This is a genomic window from Nocardioides sp. 616 (assembly GCF_002930065.1).
Taxonomy (GTDB): Bacteria; Actinomycetota; Actinomycetes; order Propionibacteriales; family Nocardioidaceae; genus Nocardioides; species Nocardioides houyundeii.
The window spans coordinates 60,219-76,081 of the sequence record NZ_POAG01000010.1 but is presented as its reverse complement, the minus strand read 5'-3'; the positions used below and the strand labels follow the sequence as shown (position 1 = coordinate 76,081).

Annotated in this window: 13 protein-coding genes and 1 pseudogene; 9 read left to right on the top strand and 5 right to left on the bottom strand. The window is 65.9% G+C overall.

Features of this window, described 5'->3' with window-relative positions; all coding sequences use genetic code 11:
• Positions 1-40 precede the first annotated feature (40 nt).
• From C5H89_RS02285 to C5H89_RS02255, 6 genes are all read left to right on the top strand, one after another.
• A complete protein-coding gene (locus C5H89_RS02285; protein ID WP_104105483.1) occupies positions 41-421 on the top strand; it encodes a LysM peptidoglycan-binding domain-containing protein in 381 nt (126 codons plus the stop codon).
• Positions 422-707: 286 nt separating this feature from the next.
• Positions 708-836 carry a hypothetical protein gene (locus C5H89_RS19445; RefSeq protein ID WP_275887094.1) on the top strand — a complete coding sequence of 43 codons (129 nt, stop codon included), beginning with the start codon at positions 708-710 and terminating at the stop codon, positions 834-836.
• 499 nt (positions 837-1,335) lie between these two features.
• Positions 1,336-1,809 (top strand): transcriptional regulator NrdR, encoded by a 474-nt coding sequence (gene nrdR, locus C5H89_RS02275; RefSeq protein ID WP_101525315.1) that lies wholly within the window; start codon positions 1,336-1,338, stop codon positions 1,807-1,809.
• Positions 1,810-1,830: 21 nt separating this feature from the next.
• On the top strand, positions 1,831-4,764 hold the full coding sequence (locus C5H89_RS02270; protein WP_275887093.1) for a vitamin B12-dependent ribonucleotide reductase: 2,934 nt from the start codon (positions 1,831-1,833) through the stop codon (positions 4,762-4,764).
• A gap of 874 nt (positions 4,765-5,638) precedes the next feature.
• The gene (locus tag C5H89_RS02265; protein WP_104105480.1) at positions 5,639-6,463 is read left to right on the top strand and encodes an adenylate/guanylate cyclase domain-containing protein; all 825 of its coding nucleotides are present in this window, start codon (positions 5,639-5,641) and stop codon (positions 6,461-6,463) included.
• 739 nt (positions 6,464-7,202) lie between these two features.
• Complete coding sequence (locus C5H89_RS02255; RefSeq protein WP_104105478.1) at positions 7,203-7,664, top strand: hypothetical protein; 462 nt, start codon at positions 7,203-7,205, stop codon at positions 7,662-7,664.
• A 14-nt stretch (positions 7,665-7,678) separates the two neighbouring features.
• Here the strand turns inward: C5H89_RS02255 and C5H89_RS02250 are convergent.
• A pseudogene (locus tag C5H89_RS02250) lies at positions 7,679-8,690 on the bottom strand (IS481 family transposase).
• Between the two features lie 368 nt (positions 8,691-9,058).
• Positions 9,059-10,039 carry a DUF6236 family protein gene (locus C5H89_RS02245; RefSeq protein WP_104105477.1) on the bottom strand — a complete coding sequence of 327 codons (981 nt, stop codon included), beginning with the start codon at positions 10,037-10,039 and terminating at the stop codon, positions 9,059-9,061.
• A 327-nt stretch (positions 10,040-10,366) separates the two neighbouring features.
• Between C5H89_RS02245 and C5H89_RS02240 the strand changes: the two genes are divergently transcribed.
• Entirely contained in the window at positions 10,367-10,558 is a 192-nt protein-coding gene (locus C5H89_RS02240; protein ID WP_104105476.1) for a hypothetical protein, read from the top strand.
• A gap of 167 nt (positions 10,559-10,725) precedes the next feature.
• On the opposite strand, the gene istB is transcribed toward C5H89_RS02240, so the two are convergent.
• Entirely contained in the window at positions 10,726-11,514 is a 789-nt protein-coding gene (istB, locus tag C5H89_RS02235) for an IS21-like element helper ATPase IstB (RefSeq protein WP_104105475.1), read from the bottom strand.
• Complete coding sequence (istA, locus tag C5H89_RS02230; protein WP_104105474.1) at positions 11,514-12,770, bottom strand: IS21 family transposase; 1,257 nt, start codon at positions 12,768-12,770, stop codon at positions 11,514-11,516. Before istA ends, istB begins: the two co-directional genes overlap by 1 nt.
• A gap of 455 nt (positions 12,771-13,225) precedes the next feature.
• Between istA and C5H89_RS02225 the strand changes: the two genes are divergently transcribed.
• Together C5H89_RS02225 and C5H89_RS02220 are read left to right on the top strand one after the other, a co-directional pair.
• Positions 13,226-13,756, top strand: coding sequence for a hypothetical protein (locus tag C5H89_RS02225; protein ID WP_104105473.1), 531 nt, complete (start codon positions 13,226-13,228; stop codon positions 13,754-13,756).
• Positions 13,757-14,299: 543 nt separating this feature from the next.
• On the top strand, positions 14,300-14,575 hold the full coding sequence (locus tag C5H89_RS02220; RefSeq protein ID WP_104105472.1) for a hypothetical protein: 276 nt from the start codon (positions 14,300-14,302) through the stop codon (positions 14,573-14,575).
• 60 nt (positions 14,576-14,635) lie between these two features.
• Here the strand turns inward: C5H89_RS02220 and C5H89_RS02215 are convergent, their stop codons facing one another.
• Positions 14,636-15,808, bottom strand: a complete 1,173-nt coding sequence (locus C5H89_RS02215; RefSeq protein WP_205304821.1) for a M14 family zinc carboxypeptidase — start codon at positions 15,806-15,808, stop codon at positions 14,636-14,638.
• Between the last annotated feature and the right edge of the window lie 55 nt (positions 15,809-15,863).

The window sequence follows — 15,863 nt, the reverse complement described above, 5'->3', positions numbered from 1 at the left end:
ACACAAGCCAACCGGCTGACCACTTCCCCCGGAGGTCCCCATGAGCACCATGACGCTGAACCCCACCCGCGAGCTTCGCTTCGGTCGTGACCTGCCTGTGGCGGCCCGTCCTGGGTCGGGGTCCTCGAGCGTGCGCCTGACGCGTCGTGGGCGAGTGGTCGTGGTGGCCGCGATCCTGCTGACCGTGCTGGTCCTCGGGGTCTTCTTCGGTTCCCGCTCGGTCGCGACGGACGAGGCTGGTTCGCCGGCACCCACCGAGGTCGTGATGGTGGGCCAGGGGGACACCCTGTGGGGGATCGCGTCGGAGATTGCCGCCGACGGCGACGTGCCCAGCGTGATGTCGGAGATCAAGCGGTTGAACGCGCTCGACTCCGGGATGCTGACCCTGGGTCAGAAGCTGCGCATCCCGCTCGCTGACTGACCGTGCTGCGCGCCCGCGCAGCCCCATGGATCCACAACTGAATAGCTTCCATCGCTCGCTTCGACCCCGAGCGGTGGATAGGGGAAGACGAGGGGCGGGCTCACGTGCTGAGCCCGCCCCTTGAATTCGCTACCTGCGGGAGATCCGCCGTCTACCCGGCGGGCGAGGCGCGGCCGGTTTCGGCGGCTCCGCAGTCATCTCGATGGTGTCGGTCGGGGTCGTCGCAGGGTCGCTCGGTGCCGGCGTGTTCGGCGAGGAGCTGAAGCCGAGTGCTGACGAGAGGCGAGTGGCGAGCATCAGACCCACGAAGAGACAGGCCGCGGCGCCGATGGAGGCGAGCACCAACATGGCCCAGCCGCCGCCGCTGCCCGACCTGGCGGCGCTGCCGAAGTCGATGGCGGCGTACACCAGGTAGCCCCAAGCCACGACGCAGGCGGTGATCCCACCGGCGTACCCCACGACCTTCGGGTCGATGGACGACGCGGAACGCGTCGAGGAAGGTGTTGCTCGTCTCGATCCTGCCCGCTTGCCCGTCGCCACGCCGGCCATTGTGTCAGGCCTGGTCATCGGGGTCGGGACCCGTCGCCCGAGCGGTCCAGACAGATTTTTCTACCCGATATTAGGTCTGACCTGCACGTTTGTCGGACATCGCTCGGGCGCCGGAAACCCGTGGCCCCAGAAAAGCCGTTCCGCTTGCCAAGCGTTGTGCCAGGGACGTACGGTTACCACTACATCTAGTAGTTACACCGTTGTGGTTCTCCACATCTAGTCCACAGGGACCGGGTGGTTCGCCCACAGCACAGACAGTTTCATCCACAGGAAACAGGCCGTCATCCACAGGCGTTAACCCTGAGAGCAGGGTTTTACTGCTGTGCCCGGATGACGCCACACCGGGCCGAGAGGAGACACCCGACATGCACTGCCCCTACTGCCGTCACACCGACACCCGGGTGCTCGACTCCCGCGTCTCCGACGACGGTGGCCAGATCCGCCGCCGTCGTACCTGCCAGGAGTGCGGCAAGCGCTTCAGCACCGTCGAGCTCATGCAGCTGATGGTGCTCAAGCGTTCCGGTGCCACCGAGCCCTTCACCCGCGAGAAGGCGATCCAGGGTGTGCGCAAGGCCTGCAAGGGCCGGCCCGTCACCGAGGACCAGCTCGCCTGCCTCGGGCAGGCGGTCGAGGACGCACTGCGCAGCGAGGGATACGCGGAGGTGCCCGCCCACGAGGTCGGGCTCGCGATCCTGAGCCCGCTCCGGGAACTGGACGAGGTGGCGTACCTGCGGTTCGCCTCCGTCTACCGCGCCTTCGAGAGCGCAGAGGACTTCGCCAACGAGATCGAGTGGCTGCGCGCGGAGCGCTCAGCCACAGCACCTCAGCCCACGGGCTGACCAGATACTGCCCGGCACGTCGTGGGGAAGCGGCGTGCCGGGCGCACCACAGCACAAACCGACGCAACGACGCAGCAGGGACTGAGGAGAATCATGACCGAGACGGTGAACAAGGGTGGTCTGAAGATGCAACGCGTCTTCAGCACCGAAGGCACCCACCCCTACGACGCCATCACCTGGGAGCGCCGCGACGTCGTCCAGACCAACTGGAAGACCGGCGAGACCGTCTTCGAGCAGCGCGGCGTGGAGTTCCCCGACTTCTGGAGCGTGAACGCCTCCACGATCGTCACCACCAAGTACTTCCGCGGCGCCGTCGGCACCGACGTACGCGAGTGGAGCCTCAAGCAGCTCGTCGACCGCGTGGTGAAGACCTACACCAAGGCCGGGATCGACAACGGTTACTTCGCGACGACCGCCGATGCGCAGGTCTTCGAGGAGGAGCTCACCTGGCTCCTGGTCAACCAGTACTTCTCGTTCAACTCCCCGGTCTGGTTCAACGTCGGCACCCCCTCCCCGCAGCAGGTCTCGGCGTGCTTCATCCTCAGCGTCGATGACTCCATGGACTCGATCCTCAACTGGTACAAGGAGGAGGGGTTCATCTTCAAGGGCGGCTCCGGTGCCGGCCTCAACCTCTCCCGCATCCGCTCCTCCAAGGAGCTGCTCTCCTCCGGTGGCACCGCGTCGGGCCCCGTCTCCTTCATGCGCGGCGCTGACGCCTCCGCCGGCACCATCAAGTCCGGTGGCGCCACCCGGCGCGCGGCCAAGATGGTCGTGCTCGACGTGGACCACCCCGACATCGAGGAGTTCGTCGAGACCAAGGCGCGCGAGGAGAACAAGATCCGCGCCCTGCGCGACGCCGGCTACGACATGGACCTGGGCGGCAAGGACATCACCTCCGTGCAGTACCAGAACGCCAACAACTCCGTCCGGGTCACCGACGAGTTCATGAACGCGGTCGAGAACGGCACCGAGTTCGGCCTGCGCTCGCGCAGCACCGGCGAGGTCATCGAGACCGTCGACGCCCGTGAGCTGTTCACCAAGATCTCCACGGCCGCCTGGGAGTGCGCCGACCCGGGTCTGCAGTACGACGACACCATCAACGACTGGCACACCAACCCCGAGACCGGCCGGATCACCGCGTCCAACCCGTGCTCGGAGTACATGTCGCTGGACAACTCCTCGTGCAACCTGGCGTCGCTGAACCTGCTGAAGTTCCTCAAGGACGACGACACCTTCGACGCCGAGCTGTTCGCGAAGGCGGTGGAGTTCATCATCACAGCGATGGACATCTCCATCTGCTTCGCCGACTTCCCGACCGAGCCCATCGGCAAGACCACCCGCGACTACCGACAGCTCGGCATCGGCTACGCCAACCTCGGCGCACTGCTGATGGCGATGGGCCTGGGCTACGACTCCGACGGTGGCCGCTCCATGGCCGCCGCCATCACCAGCCTGATGACCGGTACGTCGTACAAGCGCTCGGCGCAGCTCGCCTCGATCGTCGGCCCGTACGCCGGCTACGAGCGCAACGCGGATGCCCACAAGCGGGTCATGCGCAAGCACCAGGCCGCCAACGACCAGGTCCGCGTGCTGCACACCGAGGACGGCCGCGTCCACAAGGTCGCCACCAAGGCGTGGGCCGAGGTCATCAAGCTCGGTGAGAAGAACGGCTTCCGCAACGCGCAGGCCTCGGTGCTCGCGCCGACCGGCACCATCGGCTTCATGATGGACTGCGACACCACCGGCATCGAGCCCGACTTCTCCCTGGTGAAGTTCAAGAAGCTCGTCGGCGGCGGCTCCATGCAGATCGTCAACCAGACGGTTCCGCGCTCGCTGCGCAAGCTGGGCTACCAGCCCGAGCAGGTGGAGGCGATCGTGGCCTACATCGCCGAGCACGGTCACGTCATCGACGCTCCAGGCCTGAAGAACGCGCACTACGAGATCTACGACACCGCGATGGGTGCGCGGGCGCTGGCCCCGATGGGTCACGTGCGGATGATGGCTGCTTGCCAGCCGTTCCTCTCCGGTGCCATCTCCAAGACGGTCAACCTGCCCGAGAGCGCTTCGGTCGAGGAGATCGAGGACATCTACCTGCAGTCGTGGAAGCTCGGTCTCAAGGCGACCGCGGTCTACCGGGACAACTGCAAGGTGGGCCAGCCGCTCTCCGGCGGCAAGGGCGAGAACAAGGGCACGGACTCGAACAAGTCGGCCTCGTCGGCCGAGACGGTCGAGACCAAGGTGATCGAGAAGGTCGTCTACGCCCCGACCCGCAAGCGTCTGCCGAAGTCGCGGGTCTCCCGCACCACGTCGTTCACCGTCGGTGGCGCCGAGGGCTACATGACCTCCGGTGCGCACGAGGACGGCGAGCTGGGCGAGGTCTTCCTCAAGCTCGGCAAGCAGGGCTCGACCCTGGCCGGCGTGATGGATGCCTTCTCCATCGCGGTGTCCATCGGCCTGCAGTACGGCGTCCCGCTGGAGACCTACGTCTCCAAGTTCACCAATCTGCGCTTCGAGCCCGCCGGTCTCACCGACGACCCCGACGTCCGGATGTCGCAGTCGATCATGGACTACATCTTCCGTCGCCTCGCCCTGGACTACATGTCCTTCGAGGAGCGGTCGATGCTCGGCATCTACTCCGCGGAGGAGCGTCAGCGCCACCTGGAGACCGGTTCCTACGAGCCGGTGGTGGAGATCAGTGAGGCAGAGGCGCTGAAGTCCGACAACGGCCCCTTCAACCTCGAGGAGGTCGAGACCAAGGGCACCCACGGTGCCGAGGCTCGCGAGGTGCCGGCCAAGATCACCACGGGTGAGGCGCGCACCTCCGCCGAGCTCTTCGAGAAGCTCACCGGTACGGCGGTCGACAGCCCGCTGTGCATGACCTGTGGGACCAAGATGCGTCCGGCCGGGTCGTGCTACGTGTGCGAAGGGTGTGGGAGCACCTCGGGTTGCAGCTGAAAACAACCACGGATTTCGTGTCCACTTCGTCAGCACTGAGGGGTAGGCGCGAAACCCGAGCGAGACAGAAGTAACCAAGGCGCTGTGTCCCCTTCCTTCAGGGGATCGGGGACACAGCGCCCTGGGTGAAAGATTGCATAAGCCGGTCACCCGCGAAGACAGGAACTCCATGAGCGACATGCGCGAGACTCGAAAGCTGGCCCGGGCTAGTTCCGGCTCGGCTCGGGAGCGCGCCTTGCGGTCGCTCCAGCACTCGAGTCTGATCACGATTGACCGGCCCGCGCACCCCTTCGAGGGGTTCGCGGGCTTCTTCTTTTCGGGCGCCGGAAACGACGATGGGGCTCGCCAGAGTCCGACGACCACGGGCGACCACGGAGACCATGAGCGTCGCTCTCGGACCGTCAGAACACATCGTCAGCATTGGCGCCGGGTGGCTGACTCCGGCGACCGGTCGAATCAGCGTCACAACGCCTACATGCAAGAACCCGGCCTTGCAGGGCCGGGCTCTTGTAGCACGAACTGGTGGTCCGTACAGCGTTGCAATGCGTACACAACCACTGTTCGTGCTGGCTGTCACGCCAACACGGACGGAGGTGAGATAGATGACGTCGTCGAGGAACACACGCCAGACCAGCGCCAAGGCCGCTAAGGCCGCGAGCAAGGTTCTGAGCAATCCGAAGAGCAGCAAGGCCGCTAAGTCGGCCGCTGCTAGCGCGCTGTCACAGACCCCGAAGCGCAAGTAGTTGCGACGGTGGGGAAGGCGACATCGCCGTCCTCACCGTCGACAAGTCGGGCATCGACTCTCACCAGGAGGAAACGTGCGCCCCGAGGCAATTGACCACGCGGACGGCCGCCTCACGCCAGGGAGCGGGTCATGAACGCGTTCAGCGCTTCGCGGTTCGGCGACACCGTTATGAACGACTACCGGGCTCGACGAGCTCGCACTACTGGGCCCTTCGAGAAGTCCCTCATGGCGTCGGCATCGTCGTCGCCTCCGATTCTCGAGTCAAATGCGCTTGGGCATCCACAGTTCGAGGACCTGGCCATCGGGGAGCGACGCACTGAGAACATCACCGCCCTCTTCCTCGACCTGACGGACTTCACGAGCCGCAGCTTCTGGGACGACGCCATCCAGGTCGTCGACCTGGCTCATGCTGTCCTGACCGGTTTCATCGAGACCGTCCTCGACTACGGCGGCTTCCCGCTGGGCCTGCGCGGCGACGGCCTGTTCGCGGGGTTTGGCCCCGGCAACGCTCCTGTTGGAGCTGGGATGGCTCTGGCCGCCTGCGCCTACGTGCTTGAGGCAGTTCAGGCCGATGTAAACCCGCGCCTGCGTAGCGAAGGCATCGAGCCCGTTCAGGTTCGCGCAGGATTGGACCACGGTCCAATCACCTTCGTCCGCACTGGTGCCGGCGACAACAGCGAGATCAATCCGCTCGGGTTCGCGGCCAACTTCGCTGCGAAGTGCGAGAAGAAGGCGAACTCCTGGGAGATCGTCGTCGGTGAGGGTCTGCGGGATCTCTTGCCGGACTACGACCACTTCAGCCAGCACCCTGACTCGCCTAGGTCGTTCCAGCGCGACGGCCAACGTCGGTTCTACCGCTTCTACGACTACCGCTGGCGCAACACCCTCAAGCACATCCCAGGAACCGTCGAGGAACTCGCCGGCAACCCGGCTAGCGCCATCGCCTACAGCTAGGAGGCAGCCATCACCATCGCGGCTCTGCTCAGCCACTTTAATATCGCCCAGCCCCGGTTCGTCACCGTCAACGGCCAGGTCGTCTTCGACGGCGTCACTACGCTCGACGGCGGCGGGCACACTCATGCCACTCTCGGTCCTGTCACGTCTGTCGTCCCACACAAGTTCCACGGAGGGGAGGATGCCCCCGACGCCGAGGAAGGCGCTGGCGAGGTCTCGGTCTGGTGGGATGACCCCGCAGAGATCTCTCGGCACCTGGAGGCGATGACGCTGGCCTTCCCGGCGTTCGTCTACGTCCCCACGGACGGCCACTTGGCGCCGTGCTGGATTGGTGACCTCGACACTGGTCGAGGTCGATTCACGGTCGGGATCATCCTGCGCCGTGACCGCGGGCTCCCGGGTGTCGCTGTTCTGAGTCGTAAGCGGCTGGGTGCTCAGCGAGGCCGCACATGGGAGCGGTCTCCCCACCTGTACAACAGCGGGAATCTCTGTGTCGCTGACCAGGCCGACTACGACCCTGAGGTTCACACGGCCGCGACCGCCGCAGGGTGGGCAGCGCACTGGTTGGCTGCCTACACCGAGTGGGTCTTCACCAAGAAGTGGCCCAGCGATGGAGTCGCTGTCAGTGCGGCGTAGAAGCGACCCTCGAACGGCAGGCGGCGCGACAAGCGGTGACACCTCTGTACCCGCCGCCTCGCCTGGCGTCCCAGTAGACGGTGCCCTGCATGCGCTCGACCAGATGGCAAACTGGGTGCGCTTCGCCGATACAAAGGCAACCATCCTGTTCGCCGGACTGGGTGTGGCGCTGACGATGATGATGTCGAAGGCCCCGACGATCGTTGATGCCACGAAGACTGGCTGCAAGAGCGCCTGCGCTGTGGGAATCCTGGTAGCGCTCACTGGCGCCGCGTTGCTCTGGACGCTCGGTTGGTTGGTGGCAGTCATCGGACCGAGACGACGGATCGCCTACGCACGGCTCAATCGGTTCGCTTGGCCGAGTCTTGTGTCCGCGACCGTCGCCGATATCGACGAGCATGCGGCCACCGCGAGACTCCAGGACGACGCTTGGCAACAGGTTCTGGACCTCTCTCGCCTTGCCGAGAAGAAGTTCGGTGCTTGCGGCATGGCGGTGTGGGGATTCGCTGCGTTCGTGGTATTCGGGGTCTGCTGCGTGATCGTCGCGACGTGGGTAACTGCATAGGACGCATCGGCTGGCTAGTTGTGATGCCCAGCCAGGTTGTTCAACCTCGTGATGGGTGAGTGCTTCCCGATTGCTGAGTGCGGCCGGTGGTGGTTGTACTCGTGGACCCAGGCTGGCAGAGAGCCGCGAGCCGGGCGGCTTCGGAGTTGTAGAACTTCTTGAACGCCCAGCCCTCGGCGAGTGTCCTGTGGAAGCGTTCGATCTTGCCGTTGGTCTGGGCCGGTAGGGCCGGGTCTTCTGCGGCGCGATGCCCAACTCGAGGCAGGTCTCGCGCCACAGGTGGGACTTGTAGCAGCTGCCGTTGTCGCTGAGTACCCGCTGGACGATGACGCCACGGTCGGCGAACCAGGCCACGGCGTTCTTCAGCACCTGGGTCGCGGTCTCCTTGGTCTCGTCGTCGCGAGCTTCGACGTAGGCGACGCGGGAGTGGTCGTCGATGACGGTGTGCAGGTAGCAGGTGCCGATCAGCGGGTTGCGGTGCTTGCTGCGAGGTCCTGCTGTGCGCTCGGTGGTCGCTGAGCGGTTCTTCTCGCCCTGCTGGCGGCCGACGTAACGCCAGCCGCCGCCGTCGGGGACCCTGCCCAACTTCTTGACGTCGACGTGGAGTAGGTCCCCAGGTCGCTCGTGCTCGTAGCGGCGGATTGGCTCACCGGTGGCTCGGTCGAGGTGGGTGAGTCGGTTGATCCGGCATCGCACCAGGACTGCGTGCACGGTCGAGGACGCCATGCCGAGTCGGTCGCCGATCTCGACCGGGCCGAGTCGCTGCTTCCAGCGCAGGTGCACGATCTTGCGGACCGTCGGTGCCGGGATCCGGTTCGGTTGGTGATGCGGACGGGAGGAGCGGTCGTTCATCCCGGCCGGCCCTTCGGCGCGGTAGCGATCAGCCCACTTCTTCGCGGTCCGCCACGAGACGTCGTAGCGTTCCGCGGCCCGCGGGATGGGCCAGCCCTGATCAACGACTAGACGCGCCAGCCGTAGCCGGGCACGGGGTGTCAGAGCAGTGTTGGCATGGGTAGCGTGGGACACGAAGGCCTCCTTGGTGGGGAGCGGTTCCTAGATAGCTCCACTCCACACCGGGAGGCCTTCACCCATCCACGAACTCAGACCGTGTCGTCGCAGGTCCTCGACCAACGTGCCTGGACATCACAGCTAGTAGGTCGACGCGAAGTGTTCCGGTCCCCGGCTTTGCTTCCACATGACGGATCGAGGCAACGACAGCCGGCGTTGGGTCGTCACCACGCTGAGGACCTGCCATCGTCGGCTGATTGCCGCGCGCCTACCGTCCGGATCTGCCCTATCCGGTGCGGGCGCTCGTGTCGAGGTACGGGCGACTATCAACACGAGGCACAGCGCCGAGGACTGCCCCGGCATGGTTTGGGGTGCTCAGACTCGATCTAGTTCGTGGCGAACTGCTGGCGCCCGCGGTGCACGTAGTTGTACGGGCTCGAAACAGTCGCTCTGACTTGAGCCGAGGAAGCGCTCATCAACATCGAACCGACGACACCGAAGGCTCCAGCCGCCGCTGCTTCGGAGACAGGACCTAACAACGAAGAGGCATTGGCGGCAGCGCCGACGCCGGCCGCAACCGTGCCATAGACAACCGTCTTCTTGATCTTGATTCCCCGCCCAGCCATCGCCCTCTCGATCTCCCCGACCGCGTAATCGACCTCCTCGGCTATCCGCGGCAACAGGTCTTGAGCCTCAGGGCCGCCGACGCTATCCACGAAGTGGTCTACAGCACGCAGGAGAGCGATTCGTTCGCCCTCGTAGCGCTGGCGGAAGTCAAGAAGTTCTTCGAGGTCCGTCCCTGCAACGGGCACCTTGAATACGTCGCTCATGTTGACGCGCCATGCTGGAATCGCGCCAGGGAGCGGCCCATCGAATGCCGCCGCGTGCGCCTTGTCGACGTCTGTGTGACACACCCACGCCGTGGACGGGTCCGGTTCAGCCTCAGCGACAGACCGTGCCAGGAGAGCGAGGAGGGGACCAAGGAGTTCGCGTGTCCCTTGGAATGTCTCGCCCGCATCGGCGATCACACCTCGGTCCATCAGCATCTCTTCGAGGATCATGGGCAGTTTGCCAAAGTAGAGACGCGTGGCCGGAGTCACTGGGTCTGGCGGGAGGGCGAGATCGCGTGGCGACAACCGTCGCAACAACTGTTCGACCTCTGAGGCGATGGCGTCGAGAGACAGATCATCGAAGTACTGATCGATATGGACGGGTCGGTAGAGGCCCTCTCGCTCAATGACCCTGAGGTACTCAGGTAGCACGTAGTGCTCGGGCACGATGCTGCCCACTTGGTCCCAGTACAGGACGCCCTGAGTGAGCACGTCGTGCGGTGGCTGCACGAACGGGTAATACAGCATCGCGCGCATAAGACTCACTCAGCTTGCTCGTCCTGACAGTGTCTCGACCACCGTCTCACAAAGGCCACGCTGAAGTGGCTTTCCCGCCCTCTCGACTGCGGATGCCATGCATACGACTCTGCCTGCGGCTGGCCTGGCCCCCGCCCACCCAACCCCTCATGAAGCACTCTGTGACCTCAGGAGCCCCGCGGCGAGGTCAGCCGCCTACCGCGACCAGCCTGAGCTGCTCACCGCATCGCAGACCTTGATGCCGTCATTCGTCGCTGCACAGATCAGGCCGGCTCGACGTGACACGTCGGTCTCCGAGCTGACTCGTCGACTTGAGGAGGCGAACGGGTGACGGCAGAGGAACGCAAGCGCCTCAAGGGAGCGGAGAGGGCGCTCGAGCATGTAGCAATGTACGCCCACGAACTGCACTGGGACCTCAAGCCGGACTGCGAAGCCCGCCTCCGTGAGCGAGTCGAGAAGGTGCGGCCGCTGCGGGTTGTCGACGACCCGGCCGACATGGACGAGTTGAATCAGCCGTGACTTGATGGCCGACTGCCGAATCTCGACAAACTCGGCCGTGCGTCACCCCCAGCGCCGACAACGCCACGGATACGTCTGGAGGGATAGCAGAAACCCCAAAGCTGTGTCAACGACGGTCGAAAATGAACCCCTTTGCGTCGGTTGAAAGTGGACCCCTCTGCGGTTGGTTACTTGGTCTCGACCGCGGTTGGGATGCGGCCGAGGTTGTGGTTCTTGAGTCGGTAGGAGTCGCCCTTCAGGGCGATGACGTCGGCGTGGTGGACGGGGCGGTCGATCATGGCTGCGGCGACGGTGTCGTCGCCGAAGACCTCGCCCCAGCGGCCGAACTCCTTGTTCGATGTGATGATCAGGCTGGCCCTTTCGTAGCGGGAAGAGACGAGCTGGAAGAACAGGTTGGCGGCCTCGTGCTCGAACGGGATGTAGCCGACCTCGTCGATGACCAGGAGGGGGTAGCGGGCCAGGCGGCGTAGCTCGTCTTGCAGTCGGCCGGCGGCGTGGTGTTCGGCGAGTCGGTCGACCCACTGGGCGGCGGTGGCGAACTGGACTCTGTGGCCGGCCTGGCAGGCGCGGATCGCGATCCCGGTGGCGAGGTGGGTCTTGCCGGTGCCGGGTGGGCCGAGGAAGACCACGTTCTGTTTCCCGGCGATGAAGTCCAGGGTGCCCAGGTGCGCGATCAGGTCTCGTTTGAGTCCTCGGGCGTGGGTGAAGTCGAATTCCTCCAGGCTCTTCCTGGCCGGGAACCGGGCGGCCCGGATCCGGCCCTCGCCGCCGTGGGACTCCCGTGCGGACACCTCACGTTGCAGGCAGGCGACCAGGAACTCCTCCTGGGTCCAGGACTCCGCACGTGCCCGTTCGGCCAGCCGCGGGATCGACTCCCGCAGGGTGGGAGCCTTCAGCGCCCGGGTCAGGAACGCAAGCTCGCTGTCGGTGTCGCGGCTGGTTGCCTTGGTGGCCATCAGGCGACCTCCTCCCGGTCGACAGCCTCAGTGGGACGGGTGCCGAAGAACGTGTCGTAGACCGACAGGTCACGCGCTTCGACCACCACACCGGTCGGCTCAGCCGGCCGTTCCTTCACTGTTCTGGCGTGGTGGGCCAACTCGAGCGCCTTTTCCCGGTGGCCGGGGTCGGTGATGGTCTGGTGCCTGGCCCAGCAGCGGTCATGGCGACCCACGACGGTGTCGGCGCAGGTAATCGTCACGTGCGTGAGGTCCGCGACCACCTCGATGAACCTGCCCGCCACCGACGGGTCGACGGAGTAGTCGTTGGACGCCACCCGGACGTAGTGATCGCGCGGCAGCCGGACCCGGGTGCGCCACCCCACCGTCGGTGGTGCCGGCGGTAGCCCCAGCATCGCGTCGCGGTCCACGGTCCAGCGGGCGGTGGGGGCACAGCCGATCCGGCGCGAGTGCCGGGCGTTGGCCCGGGCCAGCCAGTCGGTGAGCTGGGTGTTGAAGTCGTCTGGCCCGGTGAACTCCCGGCCCGGCAGGAAGGAGGTCTCGAAGTAGCCGTTGTTGCGTTCGGTCAGCCCCTTGGCTTCGGGATCCCGCGGCCGGCACAGGTGCACCCCGATGCCCAGGCTGCCCCGGAAGGACTCGAACTCCTCGGACAGGGTCGGCTTCCCGCGTCGCCAACCACCCACGGCGCCCTCGTTGTCCCACACCAGCTGCCGCGGCGCAGCACCCATCGCCGACAACAGCTGCCAGTGCCCAGCGATCAGGTCCGGTGCGGTCCGCGAGGGGATCATCACCGCCCACCGCATCCGTGAGTAACCAGAGGTCATCACCAGCACCGGTGGCGCCCCGTGCTGGCCGGCACCCAACGGCACCGGCGTCGGCGGGAACCACAGATCGCACTGCACCCGATGCCCCGGGTCGTAGACGGTCCGGCTGGCCGGGTCCGGTGGCAGGTAGTAGGGCCGTAACTCCCTGACCCGGTCCTTGAGGACCGTCAGCCCGTGCTCCCACCCGATCCGCTCCGCGATCACCGTGGCCGGCATCCTGGGCGTCGCCCGCAGCAACTCCCGGACCTGGGGTTCGACCGCGTCGACCACCGACCCCTTCGCCGGCCGCGTGTAGGACGGTGGTGAGTCACTGGCCAGGGCGCGTCGCACCGCGTTCCGCGAGATCCCCAACTGCCGCACGATCGCCTTGATCGCCATCTTCTCCGCCGAGTGCAGCCGACGGATCTCAGCCCAGTCCTCCACTGTCATCACCCTCTACAGGATCGAGCAGGGGGTCTGTTTTCACCCGTCGATCAAGGGTTACTTTTCACCCGTCGTCGACAAGCTGGTCACGGCATGAGTGCGCGCGCTCGGAGGTGGATCGGCTGAGGCCAGTGCCACCGGGAGGCATTGGTGCGCGCTGCCTACCCGGCCTCGTCGCCCGACAGATGGCAGGGGACACAGATGTGCGTCGTCCAGCGGCCCGATCTGGTTGGACTCCGGCTCAGAGCCGTTTGAGGGTGGACACATGGCGGGGACATTCCGCGCGAAGGGCCACCCCGCCGATGGTTAGGTTCTCGTGACCCTGAGCGGAACGTCGAAGTGCCCCAAGGACTCATTCCTTGGCGCACTTCGTCGTTCTCGGGGTGTCGCTCATGCTTCGAGTCGGTGACGAGAAATTAGAAGAATCATCTGACAGGGACTCGGGACCGTCCGAAGCTTGCGCCGTGGACACTGGGACCAAACGCACGATCTACGCACTCGACAAGTGGGCCGAAACCGAGGAGTTCCGCGCAGTCGAGGAACTGAGTGACCAGCTTCTCGCCCACCTCATTACCCGCCCTGCCCGGGAGTTGCTGGCGAGGGCGAACATGCCCGGCATCTCCAGCGCCGAGGTGCAGGCAACGTTCCTGCCCTACGCCCTGGAACTGGGCTTCACGAGCGAGGCTAAAGGTCTGTTCTTGGAGTACGAGAACAAGCTCCGCCCCGACTACTACCGCGCTGTCGGCAAGAGCGGCGTCCTCCTCGAGGTCGAGCGGGGAAAGACCACCACGAACAACATGGACCTGTTGGACATGTGGAAGTGTCATCTGTGCCGCCACGCGGACTTCCTGTTCCTGATGGTTCCGCAGGCGCTCAAGCACAACCACGGAATGACACCCAAGCGGGAGTACAGCGCTGTCGTGAAGCGCTTGGGAACCTTCTTCATGGACGGCAACGCCACCAACGTGCGTGCTGTCCACATCTTCGGCTACTAAAGCTCACGCTGTTTTCGCACGACCACGACAGCCTCGACTACAGGCACGTGGGCATGACGCTCGACCTCTGACTGGTGCAGTTCCCAACGGGGCTCGAGCGCCGCGCCGTCGTGCTCTGCCTCAACGAGGACGGCACACACGACCGGCAAAGGAACGTCTCTACGTAGGGATGTCCCGGGCCAGCGAGGTGCTCGTCGTGGTGGCCGACCCGGAGACCGTATGCCGCGGTCGGCGGCGAGGACGTTGCCGCACGCCTCGGCATCGGTCGCTGAGAGGCGTCAGCCGGCGCGCCACCGCGACCAGCCCACCCACCCACACGCCGATCGCGACGGAGCTCTTCGTCTCATGGGCCACCGTGAAGTCGCGCGCCAACCGGGTCTTCGCCAAGCTCGGCATCAGCAGCCCGGGTGCAGGCGCTGGTGCTCTGCTACGAGCACGGCCTGGTCGTCCCAGAGGCCGACACGATCCCGCCGCCCCATAGCCAATCCCGGTCCCTCCTCGTTCAACGCTCTGTCCCGGTCCAGCCCGGCGAGAGGGAGGACGATGAGCCAGCTCACCTTGTTGCTGCAGCAGCTCCGCGAGGGCGAGGTGGAGGTCGAGGAAGTCGCCCCCCTGATCGCGTGCCTCGTCTCCACGGTCGCCGACGGGGACGACGAGCGACTGTCCCGCTTCGAGATCATCCAGTTCAAGATGGAGGGCATCCTCGACGATCCCGCCGAGAGCTTCGCGCAGGTGGAGGTCGCCCACGTGGTCGGTGAGCTGACCGACGAGCAGTACGCGGTGATCAGGACCGCGGTCGTCCAGGGGGCGCTGCGCTGACGGACACCTCGCGATGCGGGGGTACGCCGGTGAGCCGACGTACCCCCGCGGACGAGCAGCTCAGTCGCGCGGCACCGGCATCCGGTTGGGGATGGCCTCGTACGCGTTCGGGTTGAGCGAGTCGACGGACCCGTCGACGATCGAGTCGATCAGCCCCTGCAACCCGATCTCGATCTGCTTGGTCAGCATCCCGTTGCCCTTCAGCCCGGTGGACTGCGTCTGGGAGCTGCTCTCGAAGAGCACGGTCGCGCTGCCCCGCAGGGCGAAGGAGCCCAGCGCGGTGCCGGGCAGGTCGGTGTCCTGCGGGTAGAGGGTGACGTCGCCGAATCCCGAGCCGTTGCCGGCGCGGTTCTTCAGGGCGTCGTAGATGGCGACGTTGGCGCGCCGCGACGCGTCGTAGTCGAACTCGGGCCAGGTGCCGTGCTCGGCCGGGTCGGCGATGAACCGCCCTGAGATCGACAGGGTGGAGAGACGGTTGGTGCCCTCGACGAGGTAGCACGGGCCCTGGTTGTGCAGGTCGACGAAGTAGTCGACCGTGCCGAACTCCTGCTCCAGGTCGCGGTAGACCTCACGGACGGTCTGTGCCTCCGGCGTCAGGTACCAGCCGACCGACCCGCTGTTGCCGGGGAGGTCGGCGGGCTGGGGCACGTAGTCCAGGTCGGGGTTGAAGTCGCGGTTGGTGTCGAAGCCGGGCACCCCGGCGTTGTAGTTCCACGCGGGCGCCGAGCCGGCAAGCTGCGGGAACCGAGCCACCGTCTGAGCCCAGCTCTGGTCGTTCTGCCGGTGCTGGTGCTCGCCCCCGTCGACGTTGAGCCGGGGGATCGCGACGATCGTGATCCCTTCGCGGGTAGCCTGTGCGGCCGGGCTGTTGCCGCCCAGTTGCTGCAGCATGTTGAGCAGGGCCTCGGTGCCGTGGTTCTCGTTGCCGTGGATCTGGGACTGCACGAGCATCACCGTGTCGCCTGTGCCGACCCGGGCGGAGTAGATCTCCCGGCCCTGGTTGCTGCGGCCGATCACGTCGACCTGCACGTTGCCCTTGCTGGTGCGCTCGATCTTGTCGAGCGCGGAGGTGAGCTGGGAGTGGTTCACGAAACCGGCCGAGTTGCCGCCGGCCTCGGTCCCGCAGTGGGAAGTGATCGGCTTGGCCTGCGCCGGGCCTCCGACGGTCAGGCCGGCGGCGGTGAGAGTGAGTGCCCCGCAAAGGGCAAGGGCTGAGAGTCGACGTGTAGTCACCGAGAGTTCCTTCTGTCCGAGAATTGAAAGGTGCGCACACCTTTGGGCATGACTC

Bases quoted from the DNA above. Each gene is read 5' to 3' on its own strand.
- C5H89_RS02220 (WP_104105472.1), top strand. From the start codon at position 14,300: ATGAGCCAGCTCACCTTGTTGCTGCAGCAGCTCCGCGAGGGCGAGGTG.
- nrdR (WP_101525315.1), top strand. From the start codon at position 1,336: ATGCACTGCCCCTACTGCCGTCACACCGACACCCGGGTGCTCGACTCC.
- istB (WP_104105475.1), bottom strand. From the start codon at position 11,514: ATGGCCACCAAGGCAACCAGCCGCGACACCGACAGCGAGCTTGCGTTC.
- C5H89_RS02265 (WP_104105480.1), top strand. From the start codon at position 5,639: ATGAACGCGTTCAGCGCTTCGCGGTTCGGCGACACCGTTATGAACGAC.
- C5H89_RS02285 (WP_104105483.1), top strand. From the start codon at position 41: ATGAGCACCATGACGCTGAACCCCACCCGCGAGCTTCGCTTCGGTCGT.
- C5H89_RS02255 (WP_104105478.1), top strand. From the start codon at position 7,203: ATGGCAAACTGGGTGCGCTTCGCCGATACAAAGGCAACCATCCTGTTC.
- C5H89_RS02245 (WP_104105477.1), bottom strand. From the start codon at position 10,039: ATGCGCGCGATGCTGTATTACCCGTTCGTGCAGCCACCGCACGACGTG.